Source organism: Mesorhizobium sp. ES1-4 (assembly GCF_020164745.1).
In the GTDB taxonomy this organism is placed as follows: domain Bacteria; phylum Pseudomonadota; class Alphaproteobacteria; order Rhizobiales; family Rhizobiaceae; genus Mesorhizobium.
Genome location: NZ_JAIUGV010000012.1, coordinates 15,711 through 38,851 on the forward strand (window position 1 = coordinate 15,711; position 23,141 = coordinate 38,851).

A 23,141-nucleotide genomic window follows, 5' to 3' on the forward strand; every position below is an offset into this window, starting at 1 on the left:
ATCTTGTCGGCACAGCTTCATTGCGTCAAAGATGGGTTTGGACAACAGCCATAAGCTTGGCCTATGGAGTGGCAATGCGTGCCCGTCAGCTCGAAGTGTTCATCGCCGTCATGCGCGCGGGCACCGTGACCGCTGCGGCGCGGATGCTGAACATCTCCCAGCCCGCGCTCAGCCAGATCCTGCTCCATACCGAGGACGAACTCGGCTTCACGCTGTTTGAGCGGGTGAAGGGCCGACTGCGGCCGACCCCGGAGGCGCTAGAGATCTTCGCCGATGCCGAGAGGCTGTCGGCGGGGCTGGAAGGCTTGCGCCGCAAGACCACAGACCTGCGTTTGGGCCGGACGGGGCTGGTGCGGGTCGCGGCCTCACCGCCGCCGGCCATGGCTATCTTGCCGCGCGCATTCACCAGCTTCCGGGCGCAGCATCCCGATATTTTGCTGCGTTCCCATAGCGCGCCGATCGCCGCGATCGTGGACATGTTGCGCGCCGGCGATGCCAGCCTCGGCGTGGCCCTGGACGACCGGCTGCCTCCCGATGTCGATGCGGAGGTGATCGGCAGCGTCGGCTTCGCCTGCCTGCTGCCCCCCGGGCATGCATTGGCCGGGAAAACCGAGTTGAGCCTCGCCGATCTCGCCGGAGAAGAGTTGATATCCTATCGCGGAAACACCCGCCCCGCCGACGAGTTGGCCCACGCGGCCCGTGCGCAAGGTGTGGCGCTTTCGCCGTCGCTCGAGATCGACGTCTCCATCTCGGCGGTCGGCTTCGTCCAGGCCGGCCTGGGTGTCGCCCTGGTCGACGCGCTGCTGCCCTGGCACCAGTTTGCCGGGCTTGCCGTCAGGCCGCTCGCGAATGGGCCGGAATTTCCGATCGCGCTGCTCACCTCGCGCACACGGGCTCTCTCGCGGGCCGATGAGATGATGCGCGACCAGATCCGCACCGCCTGTTCCGTCGTGCTGGGTGGCGCCAGGGCATAAGCAAGACTTATATCGTTCCTCTTCATACGTCTTGGACCCTGGCCATCCTGTTGTGTCAGCTTTGGTTGGCAGACAGGAAGGGACGCATGATGGATGGTGTCATCACGGCCAACGAGGCGCGGAACGAAACCGACTGGAAGGTCGGCGTCGATATCGGCGGCACATTCATTGATTTCTGCGCGCTGGAAGCGCGCTCCGGTCGCGTCGCCTCGCTGAAAGTGCTGACGACGCCGGAGGATCCGGGCGCCGAGCTGATGACGGGCCTCACGCTTCTGGCCGAACGCGAAGGCTTTGACCCTGCCGGTATCACGCGCTTCGTACACGGTACGACGGTTGGCATCAACACGATCATCCAGCGCAAGGGCGCACCGCTCGCGCTGTTCACCAATGCCGGCTTCGAGGACGTCATCGAACTGGCGCGGTTACGCATGCCGGACATGTATTCGCTGTTCTGCGCGCGGCCGGATCCGCTGATCTCGCGCGACATGGTTTTCGGCATTCCGGCCCGCATGCGTGCCGATGGGAGCGAATCCCGGGCGCCGGACATGGCGGCGGTGGCAAGGGCGGTGGCAGTGGCAAAAGCGAACGGGGCGCAAGGCATCGTCGTGTCCTTCCTCCATTCCTGGCGCAATGCCGCTCAGGAAATTTCGGTGAAGGCGACGATCGCGCGTCTTGCGCCCGACCTCTTTGTCTTCTCCTCGGCCGAGGTCTGGCCGGTGATCCGCGAATATGAGCGCAGCTCGACCGCCATCCTCAACGGCTATGTCCATCCGCGCGTATCCGGCTATCTGACGGCGCTGGAAGAGCGGCTGAAGGAACACAGCGTGCCTGCCCGCCCGATGCTGACCAAGTCGAATGGCGGCCTGATGAACGCCGCCGAAGGCAAGCGCGCCTGCGTGAACATGCTTTTGTCGGGAACGGCCTCCGGCGTTATCGGCGCCTCGTGGCTGGCGCGCCAGGCCGGAGAGGATAAGGTCCTCACGCTTGATATTGGCGGAACCTCGGCCGACTTCGCGCTGATCATCGACGGCGAGGCGCGATTTGGTACCGGCGAGCTGATCGGCGAGTTCCCGCTCCATATCCCCTCCGTGTCGGTCAGCTCGATCGGCGTCGGCGGCGGCTCCATAGCCAGCGTCGATGCTCAGGGGGTGCTACGGATCGGACCGGAATCGGCTGGTTCGACGCCGGGACCGGCCTGCTATGGCCGTGGCGGCGAGAGGCCGACGGTGACGGACGCCATGGTGGTGTGCGGATGGCTCGGTCACAGCGAGATGGCCTATGGCCAGCTCAGAATCGATACCGGCCTGGCGCATCGCGCGGTTGGCGAGCTTGCCACCCGGCTCGGCCGCCCCGTCGAGCAGACAGCGCAGGCGATCCTCGATATCGCGGTGTCAGAGATGTTCGTCGAGGTTGAGAAGCTCGCCTCGCGCGCCGGCGTCGACTTGCGCGACTTCACGCTGATGCCTTTCGGCGGTGGCGGGCCGATGCTCGGCGCTTTTCTTGCCCGCGAACTCGGCATGAAGCGGGTGATGGCGCCGCGCCGCCCTGGCGTGGTGTCGGCGCTCGGCGGACTGGTGGCGGATTTGCGCGGGGATTTCATTCGCACCATCTTCACCCCGCTCTCGGGCGTGTCGCTTGCCGGAATTCGCGAGGCCTTCGAGGCGCTGGCGCATGAGGGGTGCGACTGGCTTGCAGCGCAGGGGCACGACGCGGCCGCGGACCTCACTTTCTCCTGCGACATGCGCTATGTCGGGCAGAGCTATGAGATCGAGGTTGTCCTGTCGCCGCAATGGTTGGCAGATGGTGATGCGACCACCATCGCGAAGGCCTTCCATCTCACCCACCAGCAGCTCTACGACTTCCACGACGTTGATGGCGAGATCGAGCTCGTGAACGTGCGGTTGTCCGCAATGGGCGCGGGGCCGAAGCTCTCCCTCCCGGAGACCGACGAGATCGACGCTCCGGCCATCCCGGCGCGCCGTCTTCCCGTTTACACGGGCGCGAGCGTCGAGACCGTCGACCTCCACGACCGGCAGACCCTCGTGCCGGGCAGCACGTTCCACGGGCCTGCCGTGGTCGTTCAGGAAGACACCACCTTCGCCATTCCCGCGGGAGCGCAGGCGCGGGTCGACCGCCATCTCAACCTTCTGCTGACCTTCGCGGAGTGACGCCATGTTTGACCGGACAAACCTTCAGGTTCTGGCCAATCACGCCCGCGCGGCGGCCGAGAACATGGCGCACACGCTGCACCGCACCGCGCACTCCGCCTTCGTCAAGGAGACGCAGGACTTTACCGTGATGCTGATGGACCGTTCAGGCGCGACCTTCGCCGTGCCGATGGAACTCGGCGCCACCTGGTATCCGGGGCTTTCGTATCACCGCGCGATCGCCATGGTCGACGACTACCGGCCGGGAGATGTCGCCTTCACCAACGATCCCTATTCCGGCCACGTCGCCACGCATGCGCCAGACACGCATCTGTGGAAGCCGGTCTTCGTCGACGGCGACATCGTCGCCTGGACCGGTGGCCATATCCACAACACTGACATGGGCGGCGCGGTGCCGGCTTCGCTCAGCCGGGCGCTGACTGAAATCCATCAGGAAGGCATCCGCTTTCCGCCCATGAAGCTGGTGAATGAGGGCATCTTCGACGAGTCGATCCTGCGGATCATGAGCACCAATGTGCGCAAGCCCGACCTCAACATCGGCGACATCAAAGCGCTTGTCGGCGCGCTCAACACCGGCGAGCGCAAGATCCAGGCAATGGTGCGGAAGTTCGGCAAGGCCGGCTTCATCGAAGGCGTTTCCGCGCTTCTCGACCAGGCGGAAGCGCAGGCGCGCGACGTGCTGCGTTCCATGCCCGACGGCACATGGGAATTCGCCGATTATGCCGACGAGGATTCCGTCGAGGCCAATCCGTGTCGGCTGAAGCTGACGCTGACGATCAAGGGCGATGTGGCGGTGCTCGACTTCACCGGCTCCGATCCGCAGCTCGGCTCCTCGCTCAACGTGCCTTCCGGCGGCGACCCGCGACACACCATGCTGCTGGTGGGTGTCTACTACGTGCTCTACACGCTCAACCCGAAGATCCTGCTCAACACCGGCCTGACCCGGCCGTTCACCTGCATCACGCCTCAAGGTTCTGTGCTGAACCCGGTCCACCCCGCCGCCGTAGGCATGCGCTCGCTCACCTGCGCCCGACTGCGGTCGGTCATCTTCGGCGCCTTCTCGCAGGTGATGCCCGAGCGCCTGCCCGCGGCGCCGGCCGGCAACAACTGCATCGTCAACGTCATGACCACGGACGAGCGCACCTGCCAGACCGTCATCACGGCGGTGAACCCCGTGGTCGGCGGCGGGGGCGCGATGCCGCATCGCGATGGGACCAATGGATCTGGCGCGGATGCAGCCTATCTCAAGAACACGCCGATCGAGATCACCGAGACCGAAACTCCGGTCGAATTCGTGAAATACGGGCTCGCCAAGGACAGCGGCGGTGCGGGTCGTTGGCGCGGCGGCTTGGCGACCGAAATGGCCTTCCGCGTCTTTGCCCCCGATTCCAGGATCACGGCCCGCAACCGCGACCGCAGCTTGTTCCGTCCCTGGGGCGTGCTGGGCGGCAAGGCGGCCGGCCTGTCGGACATGATCGTCAATCCGGGGACCGCGCACGAGCGGCGGCTGGGCAATATTGACACCACTGTGCTGCAACCCGGCGATGTGCTCGAGATCCGCTCCGCCGGAGGCGGTGGGCGCGGCGATCCGCGTCAACGTGAACCCTGGCGGGTCGCACAGGATGTGCGGCGCGGCTATGTCTCGACGGCAGCTGCCGAGCACGATTATGGCGTCGTCATCCGCGGCGGCGGGATCGACGAGCAGGCAACAGGGCAGCTGCGTGCGCGGCAGGAGCCGGCCGCCGGCCACTTCCATTTCGGCCCGGAGCGCGACGGCTACGAGGCGCAATGGACGCCGGCCGCCTATGACCGGCTCACCGCCATATTAGGGGACTTGCCGATTCACTGGCGGTTCTTCACCAAGACGGAAATTTTCCGCCGCATGAAGGGACGCTCCGGGCCGGAAGGCGTTCAGGCGGCATTCGATGCGGTCTGCGAACGGTTTCCCGAAGTGCCTCGCCCAACTCCGGCGCGTGAGGCCGCGGAATGATCACCGCCGGCCGCATCGTCAGGCTGGCGGAGTTCGATCGGGCAGAGGTGCATTTCTATCTCGACGGGCAGATGTGGAGTGCATTGGCGGGCGACACCGTGCTGACCGCCATGCTGGCTTCAGGCAACGCGCTGCGAAAGTCCGAGTTCGGAGCCGAGCCGCGCGCTGGCTTCTGCCTGATGGGAGCCTGCCAGGATTGCTGGGTATGGCAGGACGAGGGACCGCGCCTGCGGGCGTGCTCGACACTTCTCAGCGAAGGCATGCGGTTGCGCACGATGCCATCGGAGAGCTGGCTGTGAGCGAGACCCCGCCGCCGCGGATCGTGATCGTCGGCGCCGGTCCCGCCGGCATAAGGGCGGCGGTCATGCTGGTCGGGGCCGGGCTCCATCCTGTGGTGATCGATGAAGGCCAGCGCGCCGGTGGGCAGATCTATCGCCGTCCGCCTGCCGGGTTCGCGCGCACGCCGGACCAGCTCTATGGGTCGGAGGCGGCGAAGGCCAGCGCGCTGCATGCGCTCTTCGACCAGCTGGCCGAAGAGGGGCGCCTTACCCATTGCGCGGGAAGCTCGGTCATCGCCGTGCAGGAGGATCGGCTGCATGTGCTGGGGGAGGGCGGCGTGCAGGTGATCTTCCACGACCGCCTGATCCTTGCGACCGGTGCATCCGACCGTGTCGCTCCGGTCCCGGGCTGGCAGAGCGCCGGCGTCTACAGCCTTGGCGCGGCGCAGATCGCGCTCAAGGCGCAGGGCGTGGCGCTGGGGCAGCGCATCGTCCTGATCGGATCGGGACCTTTGCTGACATTGGTCGGAGCCCAGCTCGTCAAGGCTGGAGCGGATGTGGCGGCGGTGTTGGATACCTCTTCCTGGCGCCAGCAGATGCGGGGGCTCTGGAGGCTTGCCGCCCGACCGTTGGTCGCGCTACGCGGTCTGGCCCTGCGGGTCCGGCTCGGCGGCCGCTACCATACGGGCGTGACGCTCGAACGGATCGAGACAGACGGGAACGGCGTCTCAGCGATGCGCTGGCGCGACGCCGGCGGAAGGCAGCACCTCACTCCATGCGACACGATAGGCATGGGCTGGCACCTGCGGGCGGAGACGCATCTGGCCGACCTGGCGGGATGCACCTTCATCTATGACGAGCGGTGGTGGCAATGGCTGCCGAAGACCGATCAGATGGGGCGCGCCGGCAACGGGACCTATCTCGCGGGCGATGGAGTTCGTCTTCTGGGAGCAGACGGCGCGGAGATCGCGGGGCGTCTGGCGGCAGCGGCGTGCCTTGCCGATCTTGGATTTCCAGCGCCATCCACCGCGGCCGATCTGCGGGAGCTTGCACGGATCGAGCGCTTTGCCTGCGGCCTGGCTTCCACCTTTCCCTGGCCGGCGGCGATGGTGCGGGCGCTCCCCGGCGACGCGGTCGTTTGCCGCTGCGAGAACGTGACCGCCGGAGATGTACGCGAAAGTGTGGATTTCGGCGGCGGCGAAGCGAACAGGGTGAAATCGCTGTCGCGCGTCGGCATGGGGCGATGCCAGGGACGCTATTGTCAGTTGGCCGCCGTCGAACTCATCGCGGCGCAGACCGGCTGCACGCCTGCTGCAGTAGGCCGGTTGCGCGGGCAAGCGCCTGTCCGCCCGGCGCCCGTCGGCGCTTTTCTGCGGGACGGCTGATGCGGTTCCACGGTGATCTCCGCAGGGCTGCCGGGACATGCGGAACTTTGGATTAGAAGTCGGCGACCTTCCCCCAAACGGAAGCATCGAAGCGCCGTGGATCGTAGGACGTCGGGTCGGCGATCGGTTGCGACCCGGTCACCAGATCGGCGACGAGGTGTCCGGCGCCGGGTCCGATGCCGAAGCCGTGTCCCGAAAATCCGGCGGCCAGGAAGAAACCCGGAACACTATGGATCTCGCCGATGGCAGGCACGCCGTCAGGCGTGCTGTCGATGTAGCCGGCCCAGGCTGCGCTGATCCTGGTTTGGCGCAGGGCCGGCAGCAGCTCGAGTGCCCGGGCGTGGGTCAGGCGGATGGTCGCCTCGTCCGGGGCCGGATCGAGGATGCGCATCCGCTCCATTGGCGTCGGCTGGTCGAGCCGCCAGTGCCGGAGCGTTTCGTGGCCCGAGCGCACGCCCTGCAGACCGCCGGGCGCGAGGCTTCGCCACCGCTTCAGGAACATGGGCAGGAACTGCGACGAGAAGCGCAGCTGCTGCGGCGTGACGTCCACGCGGCCGCGTCCGCTTATGGCGAGCGTGTAGCCGCCGTCGCCGCGACGCGTGGCCGAAATCCGTGCCGTGTGCAGCGCATCCGGCAGGCCCTCAGCGCCGGGCGAGACGGACAGGATGGAGGATCGGACCGACGCCTGCGGAAAGCGGAAGCCGAACTGATGGCAGAAGGAGGACGCCCACGCGCCGCCGGCCAGGACCGCCAGCTTCGTCCGGATAGTTCCGCTTTCGGTGACCACGCCGCTCAGGCGCCCGCTCTCGGTCTCGATACCGCGCGCGGCGCAATTCTGGTGCACGGAGCTCCCGAGCTTGAGGATCGCGCGGGCGACCGAGGGCGCGGCCCGCGACGGATCGGCGGTGCCGTCGGTCGGCGAGAAGACGCCGCCTTTCCAGGTCCGGCCCGTGGCGCGGCCCCGTTCGCTGGCTTCGGCGCTGTCGAGCATGTGCGTGGTGACGCCGGCCGTTTTGGCGAAGTCACGCCAGCGCGCCCAGCCCGCCAGTTCCGCGTCGTCATTGCTGAGATAGAGCAGGCCGCAGCGTCGAAAGCCGGTGTCCTCGCCAGTTTCAGCCGCGAAGCTGTTCCACAGATCGAGGCTTCGGGTTGCCATTGGCAGCTCGCGGGCGTCGCGGTTCTGCTGGCGGCACCAGCCCCAGTTCCTCGAGGACTGCTCGGCGCCAATCCGGCCCTTTTCGACAAGCGCGACCTTCAGGCCGCGCCGTGCCAGATAATAGGCAGCGAAGATGCCGACGATGCCGCCGCCGATCACCACCGCGTCCGCTGTCCGCGGCAGTTCGCCAGATGTCTCGATTTGCTGCAGTGGTGCGCGCATGATCTCTCTGCCTTGACGCGCCAATCTACCGCGTTGTGCAGGCAGCCGCTGCCGCAGTTGAAGCTGAAGCAGAATTTTATTCCGGCGGCCTGGTCGAAATCGGGAGCCGCTGCGTTTCAAGCGCTGTCCGCTTGGATGGACAGACCAACGGGCTGTGGTAGTGTCAATGCCTGTGAGCAAGGCAGCATTTTGTGCTGCGGCATGCGTTCTGCGGAGACGGCCATGAAACTGGATCGGATCGACATCAAGATCCTTCACGAATTGCAGAAGAACGGCCGCATCACCAATGTGGAACTGGCTGATCTGGTGCATCTGTCGCCGAGCCCGTGCCTCATGCGGGTGAAGAAATTGCAGTCGGAAGGCTACATCGAAGGCTATTCCGCGCAGGTCAATATCGGCAAGCTCGGCCAGACGCTGACCGTGTTCACCGAAATCACCTTGAAGAACCATCGCCAGGTGGACTTCGCCCGCTTTCTCGCCGTTGTGGAGAAGATTGACCAGGTCATCGAGTGCCACCTCGTGTCGGGCGGCTACGACTATTTGATGAAATTCGTGACCGCCGGCATCGCCGAGTACCAGACCATCATGGAACGGCTGACCGACATGGATATCGGCATCGACAAGTATTTCAGCTTCGTGGTGCTGAAGTCCCCGATCGTCAAGGCGCACATGCCGCTGCCCAGCCTGTTTCCGAGGTAGTCAACGACGAGCGCGCTGCGCTTGTCGCCCGCTACAAGGTGTCCGGCCGCAATATCGGGTGCAGCGCTTTCAATTCGGCTCGCATCTCGGCGATCATCCACGCGCAGATGTCGGAGACGACAGGCCGTACCGGCCTTGAGCGCGGTGCAATCAGCTGATGGATCCGGCCCGTCTTGATCTGCCTGTCCGAGGCCGGGACAAGGGTTCCCTGAAGCAACGCCCTGGAAACGTTGCTGAGCCAGCCGAGCGCCACGCCTTCCCCGTTCATGGCGGCTTGAAGCACGACCGCGTAGTCCGAGAATTCGAGCCACTTTGCCCTGCTGGCCTTGCGCTCGGCTACGTTGCCCCAGACGTCCTGCCACTGTTCCTTGGCGTCGGTCAGATGCAGCAGGACATGACCCTCCCCGGTTCCGGCATGCATCAATCGGCCGTGGGCCGACAAATAGGATGGGCTGCATACCGGAACTATGATTTCCGGCGAAAATGCCCAGTGGTGATAGTGGGTGTCGTCATCGCCCAGGATTCTCGTGGCAAGGTCGACATTCTCGGCTGGTCCTCGCAGAACGCCCGCGATCAGTTCGAATCTCAGGTCGACGTCAGGAAATCTCGTGCTGAAGGCTCCCAGTCTCGGGACGAACCAATAGGTTGCGAGAGAACTCGAGAGGGAAAGGGTCACCACCGGCTTTGCGGCGCCGTTCTGCTTGATTCTCCGGACCACCTCCTCGATGCCATCGAATCCCTCTCGCACGGCCGAGTAGAGGTCACGCCCTTCTGCAGTCGGGGCCAACCCGCTTGGGCCTCGCGTGAAAAGGGCGACGCCAAAATCGGCCTCGAGCTGGGCGATGCTGCGGCTGATCGATGGTTGCGTGACGTTGAATTCGCGCGCGGCAGCGGTGAAACTGCCCGACCGGGCAGCCGCTTCGAAAACCAGCAGTCCGCGCGCGGAAGGAACGAGTTTTGCGTAACCAGCCATACGCCCACCGTATAGCCGCCCCAACAATTTTCAAGCTTTCTCCAACTCCGCAAATGACGAACTATAACCCTCATGAATGGGCGGAGCAGAACGTGAAGCTGGCGGGATCTCAAGCGGGCAGCACATCCAGCGATCCTCTGCTTCAGCCGTTTCGGCTGAAGGGTCTGACGCTGCGCAACCGTGTTGTGAGCACCAGCCATGCCTCGATGCTGGACGATGGCGGCCTGCCGCTCGAGCGCTACCAGCGCTACCATGAGGAGAAAGCGCATGGCGGCCTGGCGATGACCATGGTGGGCGGCTCGGCCATGACCTCGCCCGACTCGAGTTGGGGCGGGGGTCAGTTGAACCTCTCGACCGACCGCATCGTGCCTCATCTCCAGTCGCTGTCGCAGCGAGTGCATCGCCACGGCGCTGCCGTCATGTGTCAGGTCTCACACCTTGGCCGGCGTGCCACCGCCTATGCCGGGAACTGGCTGCCGCCCGTGGCGCCGTCACGCGTTCGCGAGACGCGAAACCGGAATTTTCCGAAGGAGATGGACACCGCGGACATCGACCGGATCATCAAGGACTACGCCAGTGCTGCCAGGCGCTGCCTGGACGGCGATCTGGATGGTGTCGAAACCGTCACCGGTGGGCATCTGATCGGGCAATTCCTCTCGCTCAGAACCAACAGACGCACGGATGGCTTCGGCGGTTCACTGGAAAACCGCGCGCGCTTCGGCCTGATGGTTCACGAGGCGATCCGCCGTGCGGTGGGCGACGATTTCGCCGTAGGCATCCGTTTCGTGATCGACGAGGCGGTCGAGGACGGGTCGGATTTCGAGGAATGCCTTGCCTTCGCCAGGCTGTTCGAGCGGGAAGGTCATCTCGACTTTTTCAACTGTATCTTTGGCCGCATGGACACCGACCTGTCGCTGGCTGAGCACAACATGCCAGGCATGTTCAGCCAGAGCGCGCCGTTTCTGCCGTTGGTCGGGCAGTTCAAACGCGAAACCAGGCTGCCCGTGATCCACGCCGCGGGCATCCGGGACATAGCGACTGCGCGGCATGCTGTGCGCGAGAACCTTGTCGACCTGGTCGGTATGACCCGGGCGCATATTGCCGACCCCCATATCGTCAACAAGGTGATGCGCGGCGAAGAAGAACGCATTCGCCCATGTGTGGGCGCGTCCTACTGCCTGTACAAGAAGGTGCAATGTATCCACAACCCGGCCAGCGGCCATGAAACGATCATCAGCCATACCATCGTGCGGGCTGAAACGCTGAAACGTGTGGTCGTGGTCGGCGGCGGTCCGGGCGGGTTGGAAGCGGCAAGGATCGCCGCCGAGCGTGGCCACAGAGTGAGCCTGCTCGAAGCCGGGGCGCGACTTGGTGGGCAGGTGCTCGTGGCGGCCTCGGCGTCCCATCGCAAGGATCTCATCGGCATAGTCGACTGGCGTACCGATGAACTCGCTCGCCTGGGCGTGGAAGTCCGTCTCAACACCTATGCGGACGCAGAAATCGTCCTTGCCGCAAAACCGGATGCAGTCATCATCGCCACCGGTGGCATTCCGGATATGGAACGGCTGGAGGGCGCTGAGCATTGCGACAGCGTCTGGGACGTCTTGACCGGGGTCGTGCCGGCGAAGGACGACGTGCTCATCTACGATGAGACTGGACGCCAGGCGGCAGTTTCCTGCGCCCTCCATCTTGCACGTCCGGGGCGCGTGGTCAGCCTGGCCACGGCGGACGACACTCTGGCGATCGAGACGCCCTATCCGGACCGGGTGAGTTTCCGCAAACGCGCCTCGGAACGCGGCATTCGCGTCGTCAGCGATGTGCGCCTGGTCAAGGCCGCGCGCCAGGGCAACGGGATCGCCGCCACGTTCCGGCATGAACTCACCGGTGCGGAAACGGAAATGGCCGCCGCCCAACTTATTGTCGAGCGCGGCACGGTGCCCATAGAGGATACCTACCAGGAATTGCGCGCGCGCTCCGTCAACAACGGAGTCACCGATATAGCACTGATGGCGGGAACGGAAGCGGACGGCGACAATGGTTCCCAACCTGCCGGATCGTTCGTCTTACACCGCATAGGAGACGCCGTTGCCAGCAGGGACATCTACTCGTCGATCTATGAGGCCTACCGGCTCTGCTCACAATTGTAGACAGGGTGAAATCCGGCTGTGGCAGGCGTTTCGCCCTCACAGGAAGCACGTTAGATAGCCCATGAAACCGATCGGATTGACATCAGGATTCTGCACGAGCAGAGGAACGGCCGCATCACCGAAATCACGCTAAAGAACCATCGTCAGATCGACTTCGCGCGTTTCCTTGCCGCCTCGATAAAGTTGACGCGGCCGTCGAATGGCACCGCGCTTCGGCCCGCTACCACTATCTCTTGAAATCGTCACGGGTGGGATTGCCGACTATCAGACTTCGTGGAGTGGCTCACCGACATAAATATCGGCATCGACAAGTGTTTCAGCTTCGTTGTGCTGAAATCTCCCATCGTCAAGGCGCATATGCCGTTGCCCAGCCTGTTTCCAAGGTGAGGCTCGGCCGTCTACAGTCTTTGCCTTGATGCATGTCGTTGCCCCCAACCCGCTGCACACTTCTGGCGACATGCATCAGCGATGGCCGTACTGGCTGACCAGCTCGGGCTCGCGGACGAGGCCATCGAGCCACGTCGGATCGAGCTTCGGCACGGAGGAGAACAGAAGCTTCGAATAGGGGTGGGTGGGCGCCTTCAGTCTGTCCGGCGTGATCTGCTCCACCCGCTCGCCATTGTACATGACCATGATCTCGTCGCAGATCGCTTCGACGACGGAGAGGTCGTGGCTGATGAAAATGTAGGAAAGGCCCAACTCGCGCTGCAACTCCTTGAGCAGTTCGATCACGGCGGCCGCCACCACCGTGTCGAGCGCCGAGGTGATTTCGTCGCAGATGATGAGCTTGGGGCCGGCGGCCAGAGCACGCGCGAAGTTCACGCGCTGCTTCTGGCCTCCCGAGAGCTCCGACGGGCGACGGTAGCGCAGCGTCCTGGGCAGTTGAACCATGTCGAGCAGTTCGTCGACGCGCTTCGAGCGCGTCTGCCGGTCGAGCCCGTGATAGAAGGCCAGCGGCCGGGAGATGATGTCCTCCACAGGCTTGGCCGGATTGAGGGCGGTATCGGCATACTGGAACACGATCTGCATCTCGCGCAGTTGGTCCTGGCTGCGTTTGCCCGCAGCGCGCTCCAGTTGCCTGCCGTCGAAGACGATGTCGCCGGCCGCTGCCGGATGGATGCCGGCGATGACGCGCGCCAGCGTCGATTTTCCGCAGCCGGATTCGCCGATGACGCCTAGATTGCGCCCCTTCTCGACGACCAGGCTGACGGAATTGACAGCGCGGATAAGCGGTAGTCCGTCGGCCCGCACCGAACCATAGCCGGCGGTCACATTGTCGATACGCAGCAACGGCTTCGTGCCGGCATCCGCGTCCGCATGTGCTTGCCGCGGTTTCGGCTCGAAGGCAGCGAGAAGTTCGCGCGTGTAGGGGTGCTGGGCAGCCGAAAGGATCTGAGCCGTGGTGCCGGCTTCCTGCACTTCGCCGCCCTTCAGCACCACGATGCGATCGGCGATCTGGGCGACGACCGCGAGGTCGTGGGAAACATAGACACCCGCTATCCCGCCGGCCCGCATGACCGACTTGAATGCTTTCAGCACGTCGATCTGCGTCGTCACGTCGAGGGCCGTCGTCGGCTCGTCGAAGATCATCAGTTTGGGATCGCCGATCAGCGCCATCGCCGCCGACAGCCGCTGCAACTGCCCGCCTGAAACTTGGTGCGGATAGCGGGCGCCGATCCCTTCCGGGTCCGGCAGCGACAAGGCCTGGAACAGCTGGACCGCGCGCTTTCGCGCCTGCTCGGGCGGCATCAGCCTGTGGATGCGCGTAACCTCGATCACCTGCTCTATGATGGTGGACGAAGGGTTGAAGGAGGCGGCGGCACTTTGCGGAACATAGGCAATGTCGGTCCCACGCAATTTGGCGCGCTGCTTCTCGGTAAGTGCGGCCATGTTCTTGCCGTTCACATTGATCTCGCCGCCGGTGATCCGGCAGCCAGGCCGCGCATAGCCCAGCAGCGAGAGCGCGATCGTCGTCTTGCCGGAGCCGCTCTCGCCGATCAGGGCGACGATCTCGCCGTCGGCGATGTCGAGGTTGACGCCCTTGATGATTTCGACAACACGACCGGCGTCGGTGGTCGCCTCGATCCTCAGGTTCCTGACCTCGACGAGATTGGTCATGCGTCCCTGTCCCTGATTTTCTGCGGCAGGTTGTCGATCAGCAGGTTGACGCTGATGGTGAGGCTGGCGATCGCCAGCGAGGGAACGATGACAGCGGGAGCCGCGAAGGGGAGGCCGCCTATGTTCTCGCGCACCAGCGCGCCCCAGTCGGCGAGCGGCGGCTGCAGGCCGAGCCCGAGGAAGGACAGGCCGGAGAGCAAGAGCACGATGAAGACGAAGCGCAGGCCGAAGTCGGCCAGCACCGGGCGGATGATGTTGGGCAGGATTTCTGACCCGATGAGATAGGCGGTGCTTTCGCCGCGGACGCGAGCGACTGTCATGAAGTCCATGGTGTTGATGTTGACGGCGAGCGCCCGCGCGAAGCGGTAGGCGCCCGGTATGTAGATGACGGCGAGCGTCAGGATCAGCGCCGGGATGGACGAGCCGACCGCGGCAACGACCACAAGGCCGAACAGTTTGCTGGGAATGGAGTTCATGGCGTCGAGGAAGCGGCTGAGACAGATGTCGAGCCAGCCGCCGGTGACGGCCGCGATCATCCCCAGCACGACTCCAGAAAAGCAGGCGATACAGACGGCGGCGAGCGATATGCCGACGGTGTAGCGCGCACCCATCAGTACCCGCGATAGCATGTCGCGCCCCAGATAGTCAGACCCGAGCCATAGGCCCTGACGCATCGGGCCGAAATAATCGTCGTCGACGATGTCGCCGATCGAATGGGGGATGATGGTGGGCGCGAAGATGGCGATGAGCATCCACCCCAGGATGACCAGCGAGGCCACGACGCCCACGAGATTGTAGCTGTGGCCAAGGAAGGGCCGTCGGGGAGCTGCCACGCGCGCCATCGTCACCTGAGCCTCGGGTTGGACATGATGGCGATGATGTCGGCGATCGTAATAAGCAAAAGATAGCCGAGGCAGAAGATCATTGCGCAGCTCTGGATCAACGGAAGGTCGCGGGTCGCGACCGCATCGACCATCAGCTTGGCGATGCCCGGATAATTGAAGATTGTCTCCACGATAATGACGCCGCCGACCAGATAGGACAGCGACAGCGCAACCGCGTTGACGATCGGCCCGAGCGCATTGGGAAGTGCGTGCTTGAGCACCATGCGGCTGCGTGAGGCGCCTTTGAGCAGCGCCATCTCGACATAAGGCGTGGAGAGCGTTTCGACCACCGCGGCGCGGGTCATGCGGATCATCTGAGCCGAGATGACGAAGGTCAGCGTGATCACCGGCATGGCATAGATGCGCACGAGGTCGGTCAGCGTATGCGCCTCATTGACCGAGGACAGTGCCGGCAGCCATTTGAGATAAACAGCGAAAAGCAGGACCGCGAGTGTCGCGACCATGAATTCCGGCACAGAGATGACGCCGATCGCAAGAATGGTGACGGTGCGGTCGTAGAGGGAGCCGCGCAGCATCGCGGCGGTGACGCCGAGCGTCAGCGCCAGGGGTACCGAAAGCAGCGTGGTGATGCCAGCGAGCTCCATGGTGTTGACGAAGCGCCCGCCGATCAGCGCGGCGACCGGCATCTGGTTGGCATAGGAAGTGCCGAGATTGCCGTGGAGCAGGCCGAGAAGCCAGCGCAGGAAGCGCAGGATTGCCGGATCGTTGAGATGCATGGCCTCGCGCAGGCCGGCGACGGCTTCGGGTGTAGCCGCTTGGCCGAGCAGGATCGACGCGGTGTCGCCGGGCAGCATGCTGGTGGCGAAAAAAACGGCGAACAGGACGATCAGAAGTGTAACGACCGCGATTGCCAGCCGCTTCAGCACGAGGTTTAAAACCCCAGATGTCATGGAAGCGCTCCTGCGGTTGCGTTCGGCCAAGCCGTGTTGCGCAATAGCTGCCAGGGACCGGCTGTAGGGTCCCTGGCAGGCGTCTATCAGGCTTCCAGCCAGAGATATTCCGCCATTGCGTAGCCCATCATGCCACCGAGCGGGTTAGCCTCCAAACCCTTCACCTTGTTGGAGAGGGCATCCACGTTGGAAATGTAGGCCGGGATGATCGTGCCGGCCTCATCGGAGACCATGGTCTGCATCTGGCCGTAGATTTCCTTGCGCTTGGCCTGGTCGAGCGAGCCGCGTGCCTCGACGAGCAGCTTGTCGAACTTCTCGGACTTGTACTGGCTTTCGTTCCAGGGTGCGCTGGAGGCGTAGAGGAGCGAGAACAGGATGTCGGGCGTCGGGCGCGGATTGATATTGCCGAAATGAACCGGCGCCTTGAGCCAGTAATTGTCCCAGTAGCCGTCGGACGGGACGCGCTGAACATCGAGCTTCATGCCGATATCGGCACCGGCGGCCTGGATGATCACCGCCATGTCGATCGACGAGGTCGCGGCATCGGAGGCGACCACGGGGATAGACTGGCCAAGCAGGCCCGATTTCTGGAAGTGGAACTTCGCCTTGTCCGGATCGAAAGCCTTCGGCTTGAGGTCGCCATTGTGGAAGATGTTCGCCGGCGAGACGGGCTGGTCGTTGCCGATTTCGCCAAGGCCGCGCAATGCCGATTTGACGATCTGCTCGCGGTTGACCAGGTATTTCATGCCGGTCACGAAGTCGGCCTTATTGCCCGGATTCATGTCGAGTCGGATGTTGAGGTCGGTGTAGTTGCCCGAGGTGGTCTTCGACAGCTCGAAGCCCTGCTGGCCGCCGATGAGCTTCATCGCGCGCGGATTGATCGAGGCGGCGAAATTGATGTCGCCCGAAAGCAGGGCGTTCACGCGGGCGCTGTCGTCGCTGATGGCGATGAATTCGAACGAATCCAGGTAGGGTTTGCCGGATTTCCAGTAGTTCTTGTTCTTGGTGACGACCGACCGTACGCCCGGTTCGAACGTTTGCAGCACGAAGGCACCGGTGCCATTGCCCTTGGAGAAGTCGGTGGTGCCATCCGCAACGATCATGAAGTGATGCAGCGCCAGGATGGTCGGGAGGTCGGCATTCGGATCGGCGAGCGTGATTTCGACGGTCGACTTGTCGACCGCCTTGAAACCAGTCATCTGCGCCGCGATCTTGGCGACCTTGGAGCCGACCGCCGGATCGAGATGACGCTTCATCGAGAAGACGACGTCGTCGGCCGTGAGGTCCTTGCCGTCGTGAAAGGTGACGCCCTTGCGCAGCTTTACGGTCCAGGTCTTGGCGTCCTTGCTGTCGAAGCTTTCAGCCAGCTCCATCTGCGTGACACCATCCTTGTCGAGGAAAGTCAGGCGGTTGTAGAGCGAGCAGCAGCGGACATAGTCGGTCGACAGCGACGCCTTTGCCGGATCGAGCGTGTCGGCGGTCGAGGACGACCAGCCGGCGGCCTTGAAACTCCCGCCGGAAACCGGCGTGGCGGCGACGGCATTGCTGGCACGGCCGAGCACCACGCCGCCCGCGGCTATCGCGGCACCGCCGGCCAGCAGCATCTTGAGGAGTTCGCGGCGGCTTGCGCCGCGCCGAATGGCATTTTCGACCATGGCATCGTCTGCGCTGGTCCAGTTGGTGATCTTGTCGGTCATATCATTCCCCTTTCTGGTTGTGTTTCCGGGTTGCTCGTCTTGCTGCGGCTTTCCGGGCTTGGGCTCAGGTTCGTTGCTTCAGGCTTTCCCGCACCGCGGCGGCAAGCGCCGCCATTGACGTGAAGTGGTAGTCCGGCGCGGTGAAGCGCTCGGGCTCGATCGTGCCACCGTAGCCTGTCTGGGCATGCCGGCGCTCGATCCAGCAGTTGGTCAAGCCAAGCGCCCGGGATATGCCGATATCGTGATACTGGCTTTGCGCGACGTGCAGGATGTCATCCTTGCTGTCGCCCCTCGAGGCCACGAAATCGAAGACCTTCTGGAAAAACGCCGGATCTGGTTTTTCCGTGCCTGTATCGTCGGCCGTAAAGGTTGCGAAGAAGGGCGAGCCGAGCTGCTTCTCGAAATGATCGAGCGCCCAGCGCCGGGCATTGGTCATGGCGATCAATCTGTGCGACTTCGCAAGCTCCGCCAATGCTGCCGCGCTGTCAGGAAAGCCGTGCCAGACGCTGGCGGAGTCGCGCAGCCGCATGCCGTGTCTCTCCTCGGCCGGCAGGCCGAGCCGTGGCGCGATGACCATGTAGACACGCGCGAGATCGTCGGGAAACAGGCCCGCATCGGGCATGTAGCGGGCCTGCCGGTAAAGGGCCAGCGCCTGCTCGCCATCGATCGAGACGCCGGCCTCGGCGGCAATACCCGCCAGGCAGGTCGTGATCCCGCTCTCGAAGTCGATCAGCGTTCCGACCACATCGAAGGTCATGTATTTGAATTCGCTAAAGCCCCTGGCCAAGACTGGGTCTCCTCTGCACGCGGCCGAATTGCACGTGTTGAACAGAACAAAATTCCGTGCTGTCCGGGGCGTCGGCCCTTCCCGAAGGCCGGGAAATCCGGGCCTCTGGCCTTGTCTTCTGAGCAGTCTGGCACTTCCCCCGCGCTGGATTCGCCGAAAAGGCGTGTGGGGGCGGCACAAAATTGCGAAATCATCTGCCCCGGCGATATTTCGAGACACGACATGTTTCGCCGCCATCATGCCAGGGCCTGGCGGACGTCGGGATCGTCCAGCGTCTGGTCGAGGGTGCGGCGCGTGCGCTCGATGACCGCGTCGATGTCGGCATCGGTGCAACAGAGCGGCGGTGCGTAGCCGATAACCCCATGCGCGAAGGCACGGATGATCAGGCCGTTGTCCCAGGCCCTGTCGAAGACCCGCCGCGCCGGCATTGCCGATGCCGGAAGCGGCGTCTTCTTGTCCTTGTCGACCACCAGTTCGATCGCGGCAAGCATGCCTCGGCCGCGCACGTCGCCGACCAGCGGATGACCCCTCAGGCTTTGCAAGCCCGCCATCAGGCGTGCGCCGGCCTTGATGCCATTCTCCAGAAGGCCGTCTTCGTAAAGCTTTAGCACTTCGAGCGCGACGGCAGCGCTGACGGGATGGGCGGAATAGGTATAGCCGTGGCCGACCGCCGAGGCACCCGCGCCATCGGCGATGACATCGTAGACATGATCGGCCATGAACACGGCGCCCATGGGAACATAGCCCGAGGTCAGGCCTTTCGCGGTCGTCATAAAATCGGGAACGATGTCCTCGTCGGTACAGGCGAACAAAGGCCCCGTGCGGCCGAAACCGGTGATCACCTCATCGGCGATGAACAGGATGCCGTACTCCCGGCAGAGTTCGCGCATCGCCTTGATCCAGCCTTTCGGTGGAACGATCACGCCACCCGAGCCCTGGATCGGCTCGGCATAGAAGGCGGCGACCCGCTCCGGCCTAATCTCCTCGATCTTGGCCTTCAGCGCGGCGAGCGATGCGGCGATGATCGCGTTGCCGTCCTCGCCGACCGGGTTGCGGTAGGGATAGGGGGAGGGGATCTTGTGCTGCCATTCGAAGGGGATGCCGAAACCGGCGTGAAAGGCGGGTAGGGCGGTCAGGCCAGCGCCGACCACCGACGAGCCGTGATAGCCCTGCTCGATGGAAATGAACTGATCGCGTTTGGGCTCGCCTCTGGCATTCCAGTAGTAGCGGACGAAACGGATCGTGCTGTCGACCGCGTCCGACCCGCCAAGCGTGAAAAAGACGTGGTTGAGGTCGCCTGGCGCGCGCTCGGCCAGCTCCGAGGCGAGGCGGATGGCCGGCTCCGAGCCGAGGTCAAAATAGGCGGTGGCGTAGGGAAGCTCGCGCATCTGCCTGGCCGCTGCCTCGACGATGCTGTCATGGCCGTAGCCGGCATTGACACACCATAGCCCCGCGAAACCGTCGAGAAGTTGCCGGCCGGATGCATCGGTCACGGTCGCGCCCATCGCCGATTTCAACACGCGCACGCCGTGCGCCTCATGGCCTCGGTATGAGGCGACCGGGTGGATGAGATGGGCGCGATCGAGTTCGATCAGGGAATTGGCGAGCATTGTTGTCCTCCGGACTAGCCGAGCGCCTGGTTGGCGAGGGCGTAAACTTTTCGTCTTGCCTGTTCGGCACTTTCCTTTTGCGGACGGACCATGGTCACACCGCCGCCGACATGGGCGAGACCGATTTCCGTCAACCAGCCGGCGATGCCGGCCCTGCTGTCGGTGTCCACGCGCAGGAAGGCGCCGGTGCGCGGGGCGGCGAAGAAGCCGATCAGGGCCTTCGCATCGTCGCTGCTTCCCGCGATCACCGGGCCAATCACCTCGCCGCGTCCGAACGGCCGGATCGCGGCATAGGCTTCAATGGCACCGTTGCGGCGGATGACGGCGAACTGGCCGCGCTCAGCCAGCGCATTGAGCAGAGCTTCACGGTCGGCGCCATAGGCGTCGCGGTCCAGAACCTTGATTTCAGGCAGATCGCCGATGCTTGCGGCCTCTACGCCATCGGGTTCGCCAAGCTCCGTAACTTTGCCTTGATGCTGCAGAACGGTGCCGGAGGGCACGAACCCCAATTTCTCATAGAGAGGCATGCCGTCCGCCGTCGCGACGAGCCGCAGCGGACGGTCCCCGGCCAAGGCGAAGGCCTGATCCATAAGCCGGCGCCCAAGCCCCTTGCCGCGCGCGTTCCTGTCGACGATCACCATGTTGATCATGGCGCAATCCGCGCCGTAGGGCGTGACCAGGATTGTTCCGGTGACGCGGCCCTGATCGTCGAGCGCGACCGCGCCGTTCGAAAGCTGCAGTGCCATCTGCCAGTCCTGCGGGCGATGTGGCCAATTCTCCTGGCGGGAAAGCACCACGGCACCCTCGATGTGGTCGGGCCCGAAGGCCTGGAGTTCGATGTCGCCCTGCGGCATGAGGCATCCTTCCGTCTGACGACAAGTTTCGGCCATCGGTGCGCCGCAGATCATCTGAAGGCTTTGGCTTCGACAGTATCTTTCGCCGTAGCACGAGCGGTGCGCCGCATCTTGTGCTGGCGTCGTCCGCGGCGGGAGCGCCTCACGTCGCGCGCGGCGCCGCAATGGGCAGGCCAGATGCTACAGCGTGCCAAACCGGATGGCGGATACGCAACTTTCTGCTTTCGGAAGGCCTATTTCGGTCAGGTGGGTCGCCGCCTGCCGCTCTATGATGAAATACATCCCAGTGCGGATGTGCTTCCACCGGAGATCGACGGACATGGCTTCCTTCAGGCCCAAATACATCACTTTCGACTGCTACGGCACGTTGACCTTTTTCCAGATGGCGGAAGCGGCGCGCGATCTCTACGGCCGTCGGCTCGACGGGCCGCGCATGCAGGAGTTCATCAAGAATTTCGCGGCGTATCGGCTCGACGAGATCATGGGCGACTGGAAGCCCTATGCCGACGTCATCCACAATGCGCTCGAGCGCTCCTGCAAGCGCAACGGCATCGCCTTCAGCGCCGAAGATGCTGGGATGGTCTACGAGCGTGTCCCCACCTGGGGGCCGCACGCCGATGTTCCGGCCGGCCTGGCGAAGGTCGCCAAGGAAATTCCGCTGGTCATCCTGTCCAACGCGATGAACGCACAGATCATGTCCAATGTCGAAAAGCTTGGTGCGCCGTTCCATGCCGTCTACACGGCTGAGCAGGCGCAGGCCTACAAGCCCCGTTTCAAGGCGTTCGAATACATGTTCGACAGGTTGGGTTGCGGCCCGGAGGATGTTCTTCACTGCTCGTCTTCGTTCCGCTACGACCTGATGTCGGCGCACGATCTCGGCATCAAGAACAAGGTATGGGTCAATCGCGGTCACGAACCGGCCAACCCGTATTACGGCTATGTCGAGATATCGGACCTTTCGGGTCTTCCAGGCGTCGTTGGGCTCTGAAACAGGCGGATTGCCGATGAAGTTCGTCTCCTACTGGCACGACACGGCCCCTGTCTTTTCCGGCGGGGCGCAAGGCCCAGTCGAGGGGCACTACGATGCCGCTATCATAGGCGGCGGCTTCACCGGTCTCGCCGCCGCGCGCCAACTGGCGAAGGCCGGCGCCAAGGTGGTGGTGCTGGAGGCCCAGTGCGTGGGCTGGGGCGCATCCGGCCGCAATGGCGGACACCTCAACAACGGCCTCGCCCACAGCTACCTCTCCGCCAAGGCGGAGCTCGGCAAGGACCGCGCAATCGCGCTCTACCGGGCGCTCGACGACTCCGTCGATACAATCGAGGCGCTGGTCACCGAGGAAGGCATCGACTGCGATTTCCGCCGTGCCGGCAAGCTGAAGCTTGCTTCCAAGCCGCAGCACTTTGATGTGATCGCCCGCAACTTCGAAGCCCTCCATGCCGAGGTGGATCCGGACACGGCGCTGCTGTCGGCGGCCGATCTCAAATCCGAGATCGGCTCGCCATTCCACGGCGCGATGCTGTCGAAGAAGAGCGCCATGATGCATATGGGCCGCTATGTGGCGGGTCTCGCCACTGCAGCCGTCCGCCACGGCGCCGTGATCCATGAGAACACGGCAGTCACCGACCGCAAGCAGGCCGGCAGCAGGCATGAACTGACCACTTCGCGCGGCCGCATCAGTGCCGACAACGTGCTGATGGCGACCGGCGCATACACCACGCCTGACTTCGACTACTTCCGCCGCAGGATCATCTCCGTCGGCAGCTTCATCATCGCCACGCGGCCGTTGAGCGACGCCGAGATCACTGCCACCATGCCCGGCAACCGGACATGCGTGACCTCGATGAACATCGGCAACTACTTCCGGCTCTCGCCCGACAGGCGCCTGATCTTCGGCGGCCGCGCACGCTTTTCGGCGACATCGGACCAGCGCTCCGACGCCAGGAGCGGAGAGATCTTGCGGGCAGGCCTCGCGGCGATCTTTCCGCAGCTCGCCAAGGTCGAGATCGACTATTGCTGGGGCGGGCTGGTCGACATGACCAAGGATCGCTTCCCCCGCGCCGGTTACCATGACGGTGTCTGGTTCGCGATGGGCTATTCCGGCCACGGCGCGCAGCTTTCCAGCCATCTCGGCATGATCCTGGCCGATGCCATGCTCGGCCGCGAGGACCGCAATCCGCTGAAGGGGCTGGAATGGCCCTCCATTCCCGGCTATTCCGGCAAGCCCTGGTTCCTGCCGATGGTCGGCCTCTACTACAAGGCGCTCGATCGGATTCAGTGATCGCCGATC

18 protein-coding genes and 1 pseudogene are annotated in these 23,141 nt (G+C 64.2%); 10 read left to right on the forward strand and 9 right to left on the reverse strand.

Annotated features, from left to right (window positions below; all coding sequences use genetic code 11):
* Positions 1-74 precede the first annotated feature (74 nt).
* The 5 genes from LB556_RS22340 (at position 75) to LB556_RS22360 (ending at position 6,795) form a co-directional block, all read left to right on the forward strand.
* On the forward strand, positions 75-974 hold the full coding sequence (locus LB556_RS22340) for a LysR family transcriptional regulator (RefSeq protein ID WP_224569893.1): 900 nt from the start codon (positions 75-77) through the stop codon (positions 972-974).
* A gap of 89 nt (positions 975-1,063) precedes the next feature.
* On the forward strand, positions 1,064-3,142 hold the full coding sequence (locus tag LB556_RS22345) for a hydantoinase/oxoprolinase family protein (RefSeq protein ID WP_224570015.1): 2,079 nt from the start codon (positions 1,064-1,066) through the stop codon (positions 3,140-3,142).
* A 4-nt stretch (positions 3,143-3,146) separates the two neighbouring features.
* Positions 3,147-5,132, forward strand: a complete 1,986-nt coding sequence (locus tag LB556_RS22350; RefSeq protein ID WP_224569894.1) for a hydantoinase B/oxoprolinase family protein — start codon at positions 3,147-3,149, stop codon at positions 5,130-5,132.
* Positions 5,129-5,431, forward strand: coding sequence for a (2Fe-2S)-binding protein (locus tag LB556_RS22355; RefSeq protein ID WP_224569895.1), 303 nt, complete (start codon positions 5,129-5,131; stop codon positions 5,429-5,431). Before LB556_RS22350 ends, LB556_RS22355 begins: the two co-directional genes overlap by 4 nt.
* Positions 5,428-6,795 carry an NAD(P)/FAD-dependent oxidoreductase gene (locus LB556_RS22360; protein ID WP_224569896.1) on the forward strand — a complete coding sequence of 456 codons (1,368 nt, stop codon included), beginning with the start codon at positions 5,428-5,430 and terminating at the stop codon, positions 6,793-6,795. The genes LB556_RS22355 and LB556_RS22360 overlap by 4 nt, the downstream gene beginning before the upstream one ends.
* Positions 6,796-6,847: 52 nt before the next feature.
* On the opposite strand, the gene LB556_RS22365 is transcribed toward LB556_RS22360, so the two are convergent.
* Entirely contained in the window at positions 6,848-8,173 is a 1,326-nt protein-coding gene (locus LB556_RS22365) for an NAD(P)/FAD-dependent oxidoreductase (RefSeq protein WP_224570016.1), read from the reverse strand.
* 222 nt (positions 8,174-8,395) lie between these two features.
* On the opposite strand from LB556_RS22365, the gene LB556_RS22370 reads away from it, so the two are divergent.
* On the forward strand, positions 8,396-8,872 hold the full coding sequence (locus tag LB556_RS22370; RefSeq protein ID WP_038644676.1) for an Lrp/AsnC family transcriptional regulator: 477 nt from the start codon (positions 8,396-8,398) through the stop codon (positions 8,870-8,872).
* A gap of 31 nt (positions 8,873-8,903) precedes the next feature.
* Here the strand turns inward: LB556_RS22370 and LB556_RS22375 are convergent, their stop codons facing one another.
* Positions 8,904-9,845 (reverse strand): LysR substrate-binding domain-containing protein, encoded by a 942-nt coding sequence (locus LB556_RS22375; RefSeq protein WP_224569897.1) that lies wholly within the window; start codon positions 9,843-9,845, stop codon positions 8,904-8,906.
* A gap of 92 nt (positions 9,846-9,937) precedes the next feature.
* Here LB556_RS22375 and LB556_RS22380 point away from each other — a divergent pair, with 92 nt between their 5' ends.
* Both LB556_RS22380 and LB556_RS22385 read left to right on the forward strand, forming a co-directional pair.
* The gene (locus LB556_RS22380; RefSeq protein WP_224569898.1) at positions 9,938-11,992 is read left to right on the forward strand and encodes an FAD-dependent oxidoreductase; all 2,055 of its coding nucleotides are present in this window, start codon (positions 9,938-9,940) and stop codon (positions 11,990-11,992) included.
* 117 nt (positions 11,993-12,109) lie between these two features.
* Positions 12,110-12,379, forward strand: a pseudogene (locus tag LB556_RS22385) (Lrp/AsnC family transcriptional regulator); the annotation flags it as partial.
* 75 nt (positions 12,380-12,454) lie between these two features.
* Here the strand turns inward: LB556_RS22385 and LB556_RS22390 are convergent.
* The 7 genes from LB556_RS22390 to LB556_RS22425 all read right to left on the reverse strand — a co-directional run bounded on the left by LB556_RS22390 (position 12,455) and on the right by LB556_RS22425 (position 20,853).
* Positions 12,455-14,110 (reverse strand): ABC transporter ATP-binding protein, encoded by a 1,656-nt coding sequence (locus tag LB556_RS22390; protein WP_224569899.1) that lies wholly within the window; start codon positions 14,108-14,110, stop codon positions 12,455-12,457.
* Positions 14,107-14,952, reverse strand: a complete 846-nt coding sequence (locus LB556_RS22395) for an ABC transporter permease (protein ID WP_263485441.1) — start codon at positions 14,950-14,952, stop codon at positions 14,107-14,109. Before LB556_RS22395 ends, LB556_RS22390 begins: the two co-directional genes overlap by 4 nt.
* A gap of 2 nt (positions 14,953-14,954) precedes the next feature.
* Positions 14,955-15,905 (reverse strand): ABC transporter permease, encoded by a 951-nt coding sequence (locus tag LB556_RS22405; protein ID WP_224569900.1) that lies wholly within the window; start codon positions 15,903-15,905, stop codon positions 14,955-14,957.
* A gap of 86 nt (positions 15,906-15,991) precedes the next feature.
* Positions 15,992-17,602 carry an ABC transporter substrate-binding protein gene (locus LB556_RS22410; RefSeq protein ID WP_224569901.1) on the reverse strand — a complete coding sequence of 537 codons (1,611 nt, stop codon included), beginning with the start codon at positions 17,600-17,602 and terminating at the stop codon, positions 15,992-15,994.
* Between the two features lie 64 nt (positions 17,603-17,666).
* The gene (locus LB556_RS22415; protein WP_411908605.1) at positions 17,667-18,359 is read right to left on the reverse strand and encodes an HAD-IA family hydrolase; all 693 of its coding nucleotides are present in this window, start codon (positions 18,357-18,359) and stop codon (positions 17,667-17,669) included.
* Positions 18,360-18,625: 266 nt separating this feature from the next.
* The gene (locus LB556_RS22420) at positions 18,626-19,999 is read right to left on the reverse strand and encodes an aspartate aminotransferase family protein (RefSeq protein ID WP_224569903.1); all 1,374 of its coding nucleotides are present in this window, start codon (positions 19,997-19,999) and stop codon (positions 18,626-18,628) included.
* Positions 20,000-20,013: 14 nt separating this feature from the next.
* Positions 20,014-20,853, reverse strand: coding sequence for a GNAT family N-acetyltransferase (locus LB556_RS22425; RefSeq protein WP_224569904.1), 840 nt, complete (start codon positions 20,851-20,853; stop codon positions 20,014-20,016).
* A gap of 319 nt (positions 20,854-21,172) precedes the next feature.
* Here LB556_RS22425 and LB556_RS22430 point away from each other — a divergent pair, with 319 nt between their 5' ends.
* Both LB556_RS22430 and LB556_RS22435 read left to right on the forward strand, forming a co-directional pair.
* On the forward strand, positions 21,173-21,841 hold the full coding sequence (locus LB556_RS22430; RefSeq protein ID WP_224569905.1) for a haloacid dehalogenase type II: 669 nt from the start codon (positions 21,173-21,175) through the stop codon (positions 21,839-21,841).
* A gap of 16 nt (positions 21,842-21,857) precedes the next feature.
* Complete coding sequence (locus LB556_RS22435) at positions 21,858-23,132, forward strand: NAD(P)/FAD-dependent oxidoreductase (RefSeq protein WP_224569906.1); 1,275 nt, start codon at positions 21,858-21,860, stop codon at positions 23,130-23,132.
* The last annotated feature ends 9 nt before the right edge of the window (positions 23,133-23,141 follow it).

Bases quoted from the DNA above. Each gene is read 5' to 3' on its own strand.
- LB556_RS22425 (WP_224569904.1), bottom strand. From the start codon at position 20,853: ATGCCGCAGGGCGACATCGAACTCCAGGCCTTCGGGCCCGACCACATC.
- LB556_RS22405 (WP_224569900.1), bottom strand. From the start codon at position 15,905: ATGACATCTGGGGTTTTAAACCTCGTGCTGAAGCGGCTGGCAATCGCG.
- LB556_RS22420 (WP_224569903.1), bottom strand. From the start codon at position 19,999: ATGCTCGCCAATTCCCTGATCGAACTCGATCGCGCCCATCTCATCCAC.
- LB556_RS22345 (WP_224570015.1), top strand. From the start codon at position 1,064: ATGGATGGTGTCATCACGGCCAACGAGGCGCGGAACGAAACCGACTGG.
- LB556_RS22410 (WP_224569901.1), bottom strand. From the start codon at position 17,602: ATGACCGACAAGATCACCAACTGGACCAGCGCAGACGATGCCATGGTC.
- LB556_RS22435 (WP_224569906.1), top strand. From the start codon at position 21,858: ATGAAGTTCGTCTCCTACTGGCACGACACGGCCCCTGTCTTTTCCGGC.
- LB556_RS22355 (WP_224569895.1), top strand. From the start codon at position 5,129: ATGATCACCGCCGGCCGCATCGTCAGGCTGGCGGAGTTCGATCGGGCA.
- LB556_RS22370 (WP_038644676.1), top strand. From the start codon at position 8,396: ATGAAACTGGATCGGATCGACATCAAGATCCTTCACGAATTGCAGAAG.
- LB556_RS22375 (WP_224569897.1), bottom strand. From the start codon at position 9,845: ATGGCTGGTTACGCAAAACTCGTTCCTTCCGCGCGCGGACTGCTGGTT.
- LB556_RS22415 (WP_411908605.1), bottom strand. From the start codon at position 18,359: ATGACCTTCGATGTGGTCGGAACGCTGATCGACTTCGAGAGCGGGATC.
- LB556_RS22365 (WP_224570016.1), bottom strand. From the start codon at position 8,173: ATGCGCGCACCACTGCAGCAAATCGAGACATCTGGCGAACTGCCGCGG.
- LB556_RS22395 (WP_263485441.1), bottom strand. From the start codon at position 14,952: ATGGCGCGCGTGGCAGCTCCCCGACGGCCCTTCCTTGGCCACAGCTAC.
- LB556_RS22390 (WP_224569899.1), bottom strand. From the start codon at position 14,110: ATGACCAATCTCGTCGAGGTCAGGAACCTGAGGATCGAGGCGACCACC.
- LB556_RS22430 (WP_224569905.1), top strand. From the start codon at position 21,173: ATGGCTTCCTTCAGGCCCAAATACATCACTTTCGACTGCTACGGCACG.
- LB556_RS22340 (WP_224569893.1), top strand. From the start codon at position 75: ATGCGTGCCCGTCAGCTCGAAGTGTTCATCGCCGTCATGCGCGCGGGC.
- LB556_RS22350 (WP_224569894.1), top strand. From the start codon at position 3,147: ATGTTTGACCGGACAAACCTTCAGGTTCTGGCCAATCACGCCCGCGCG.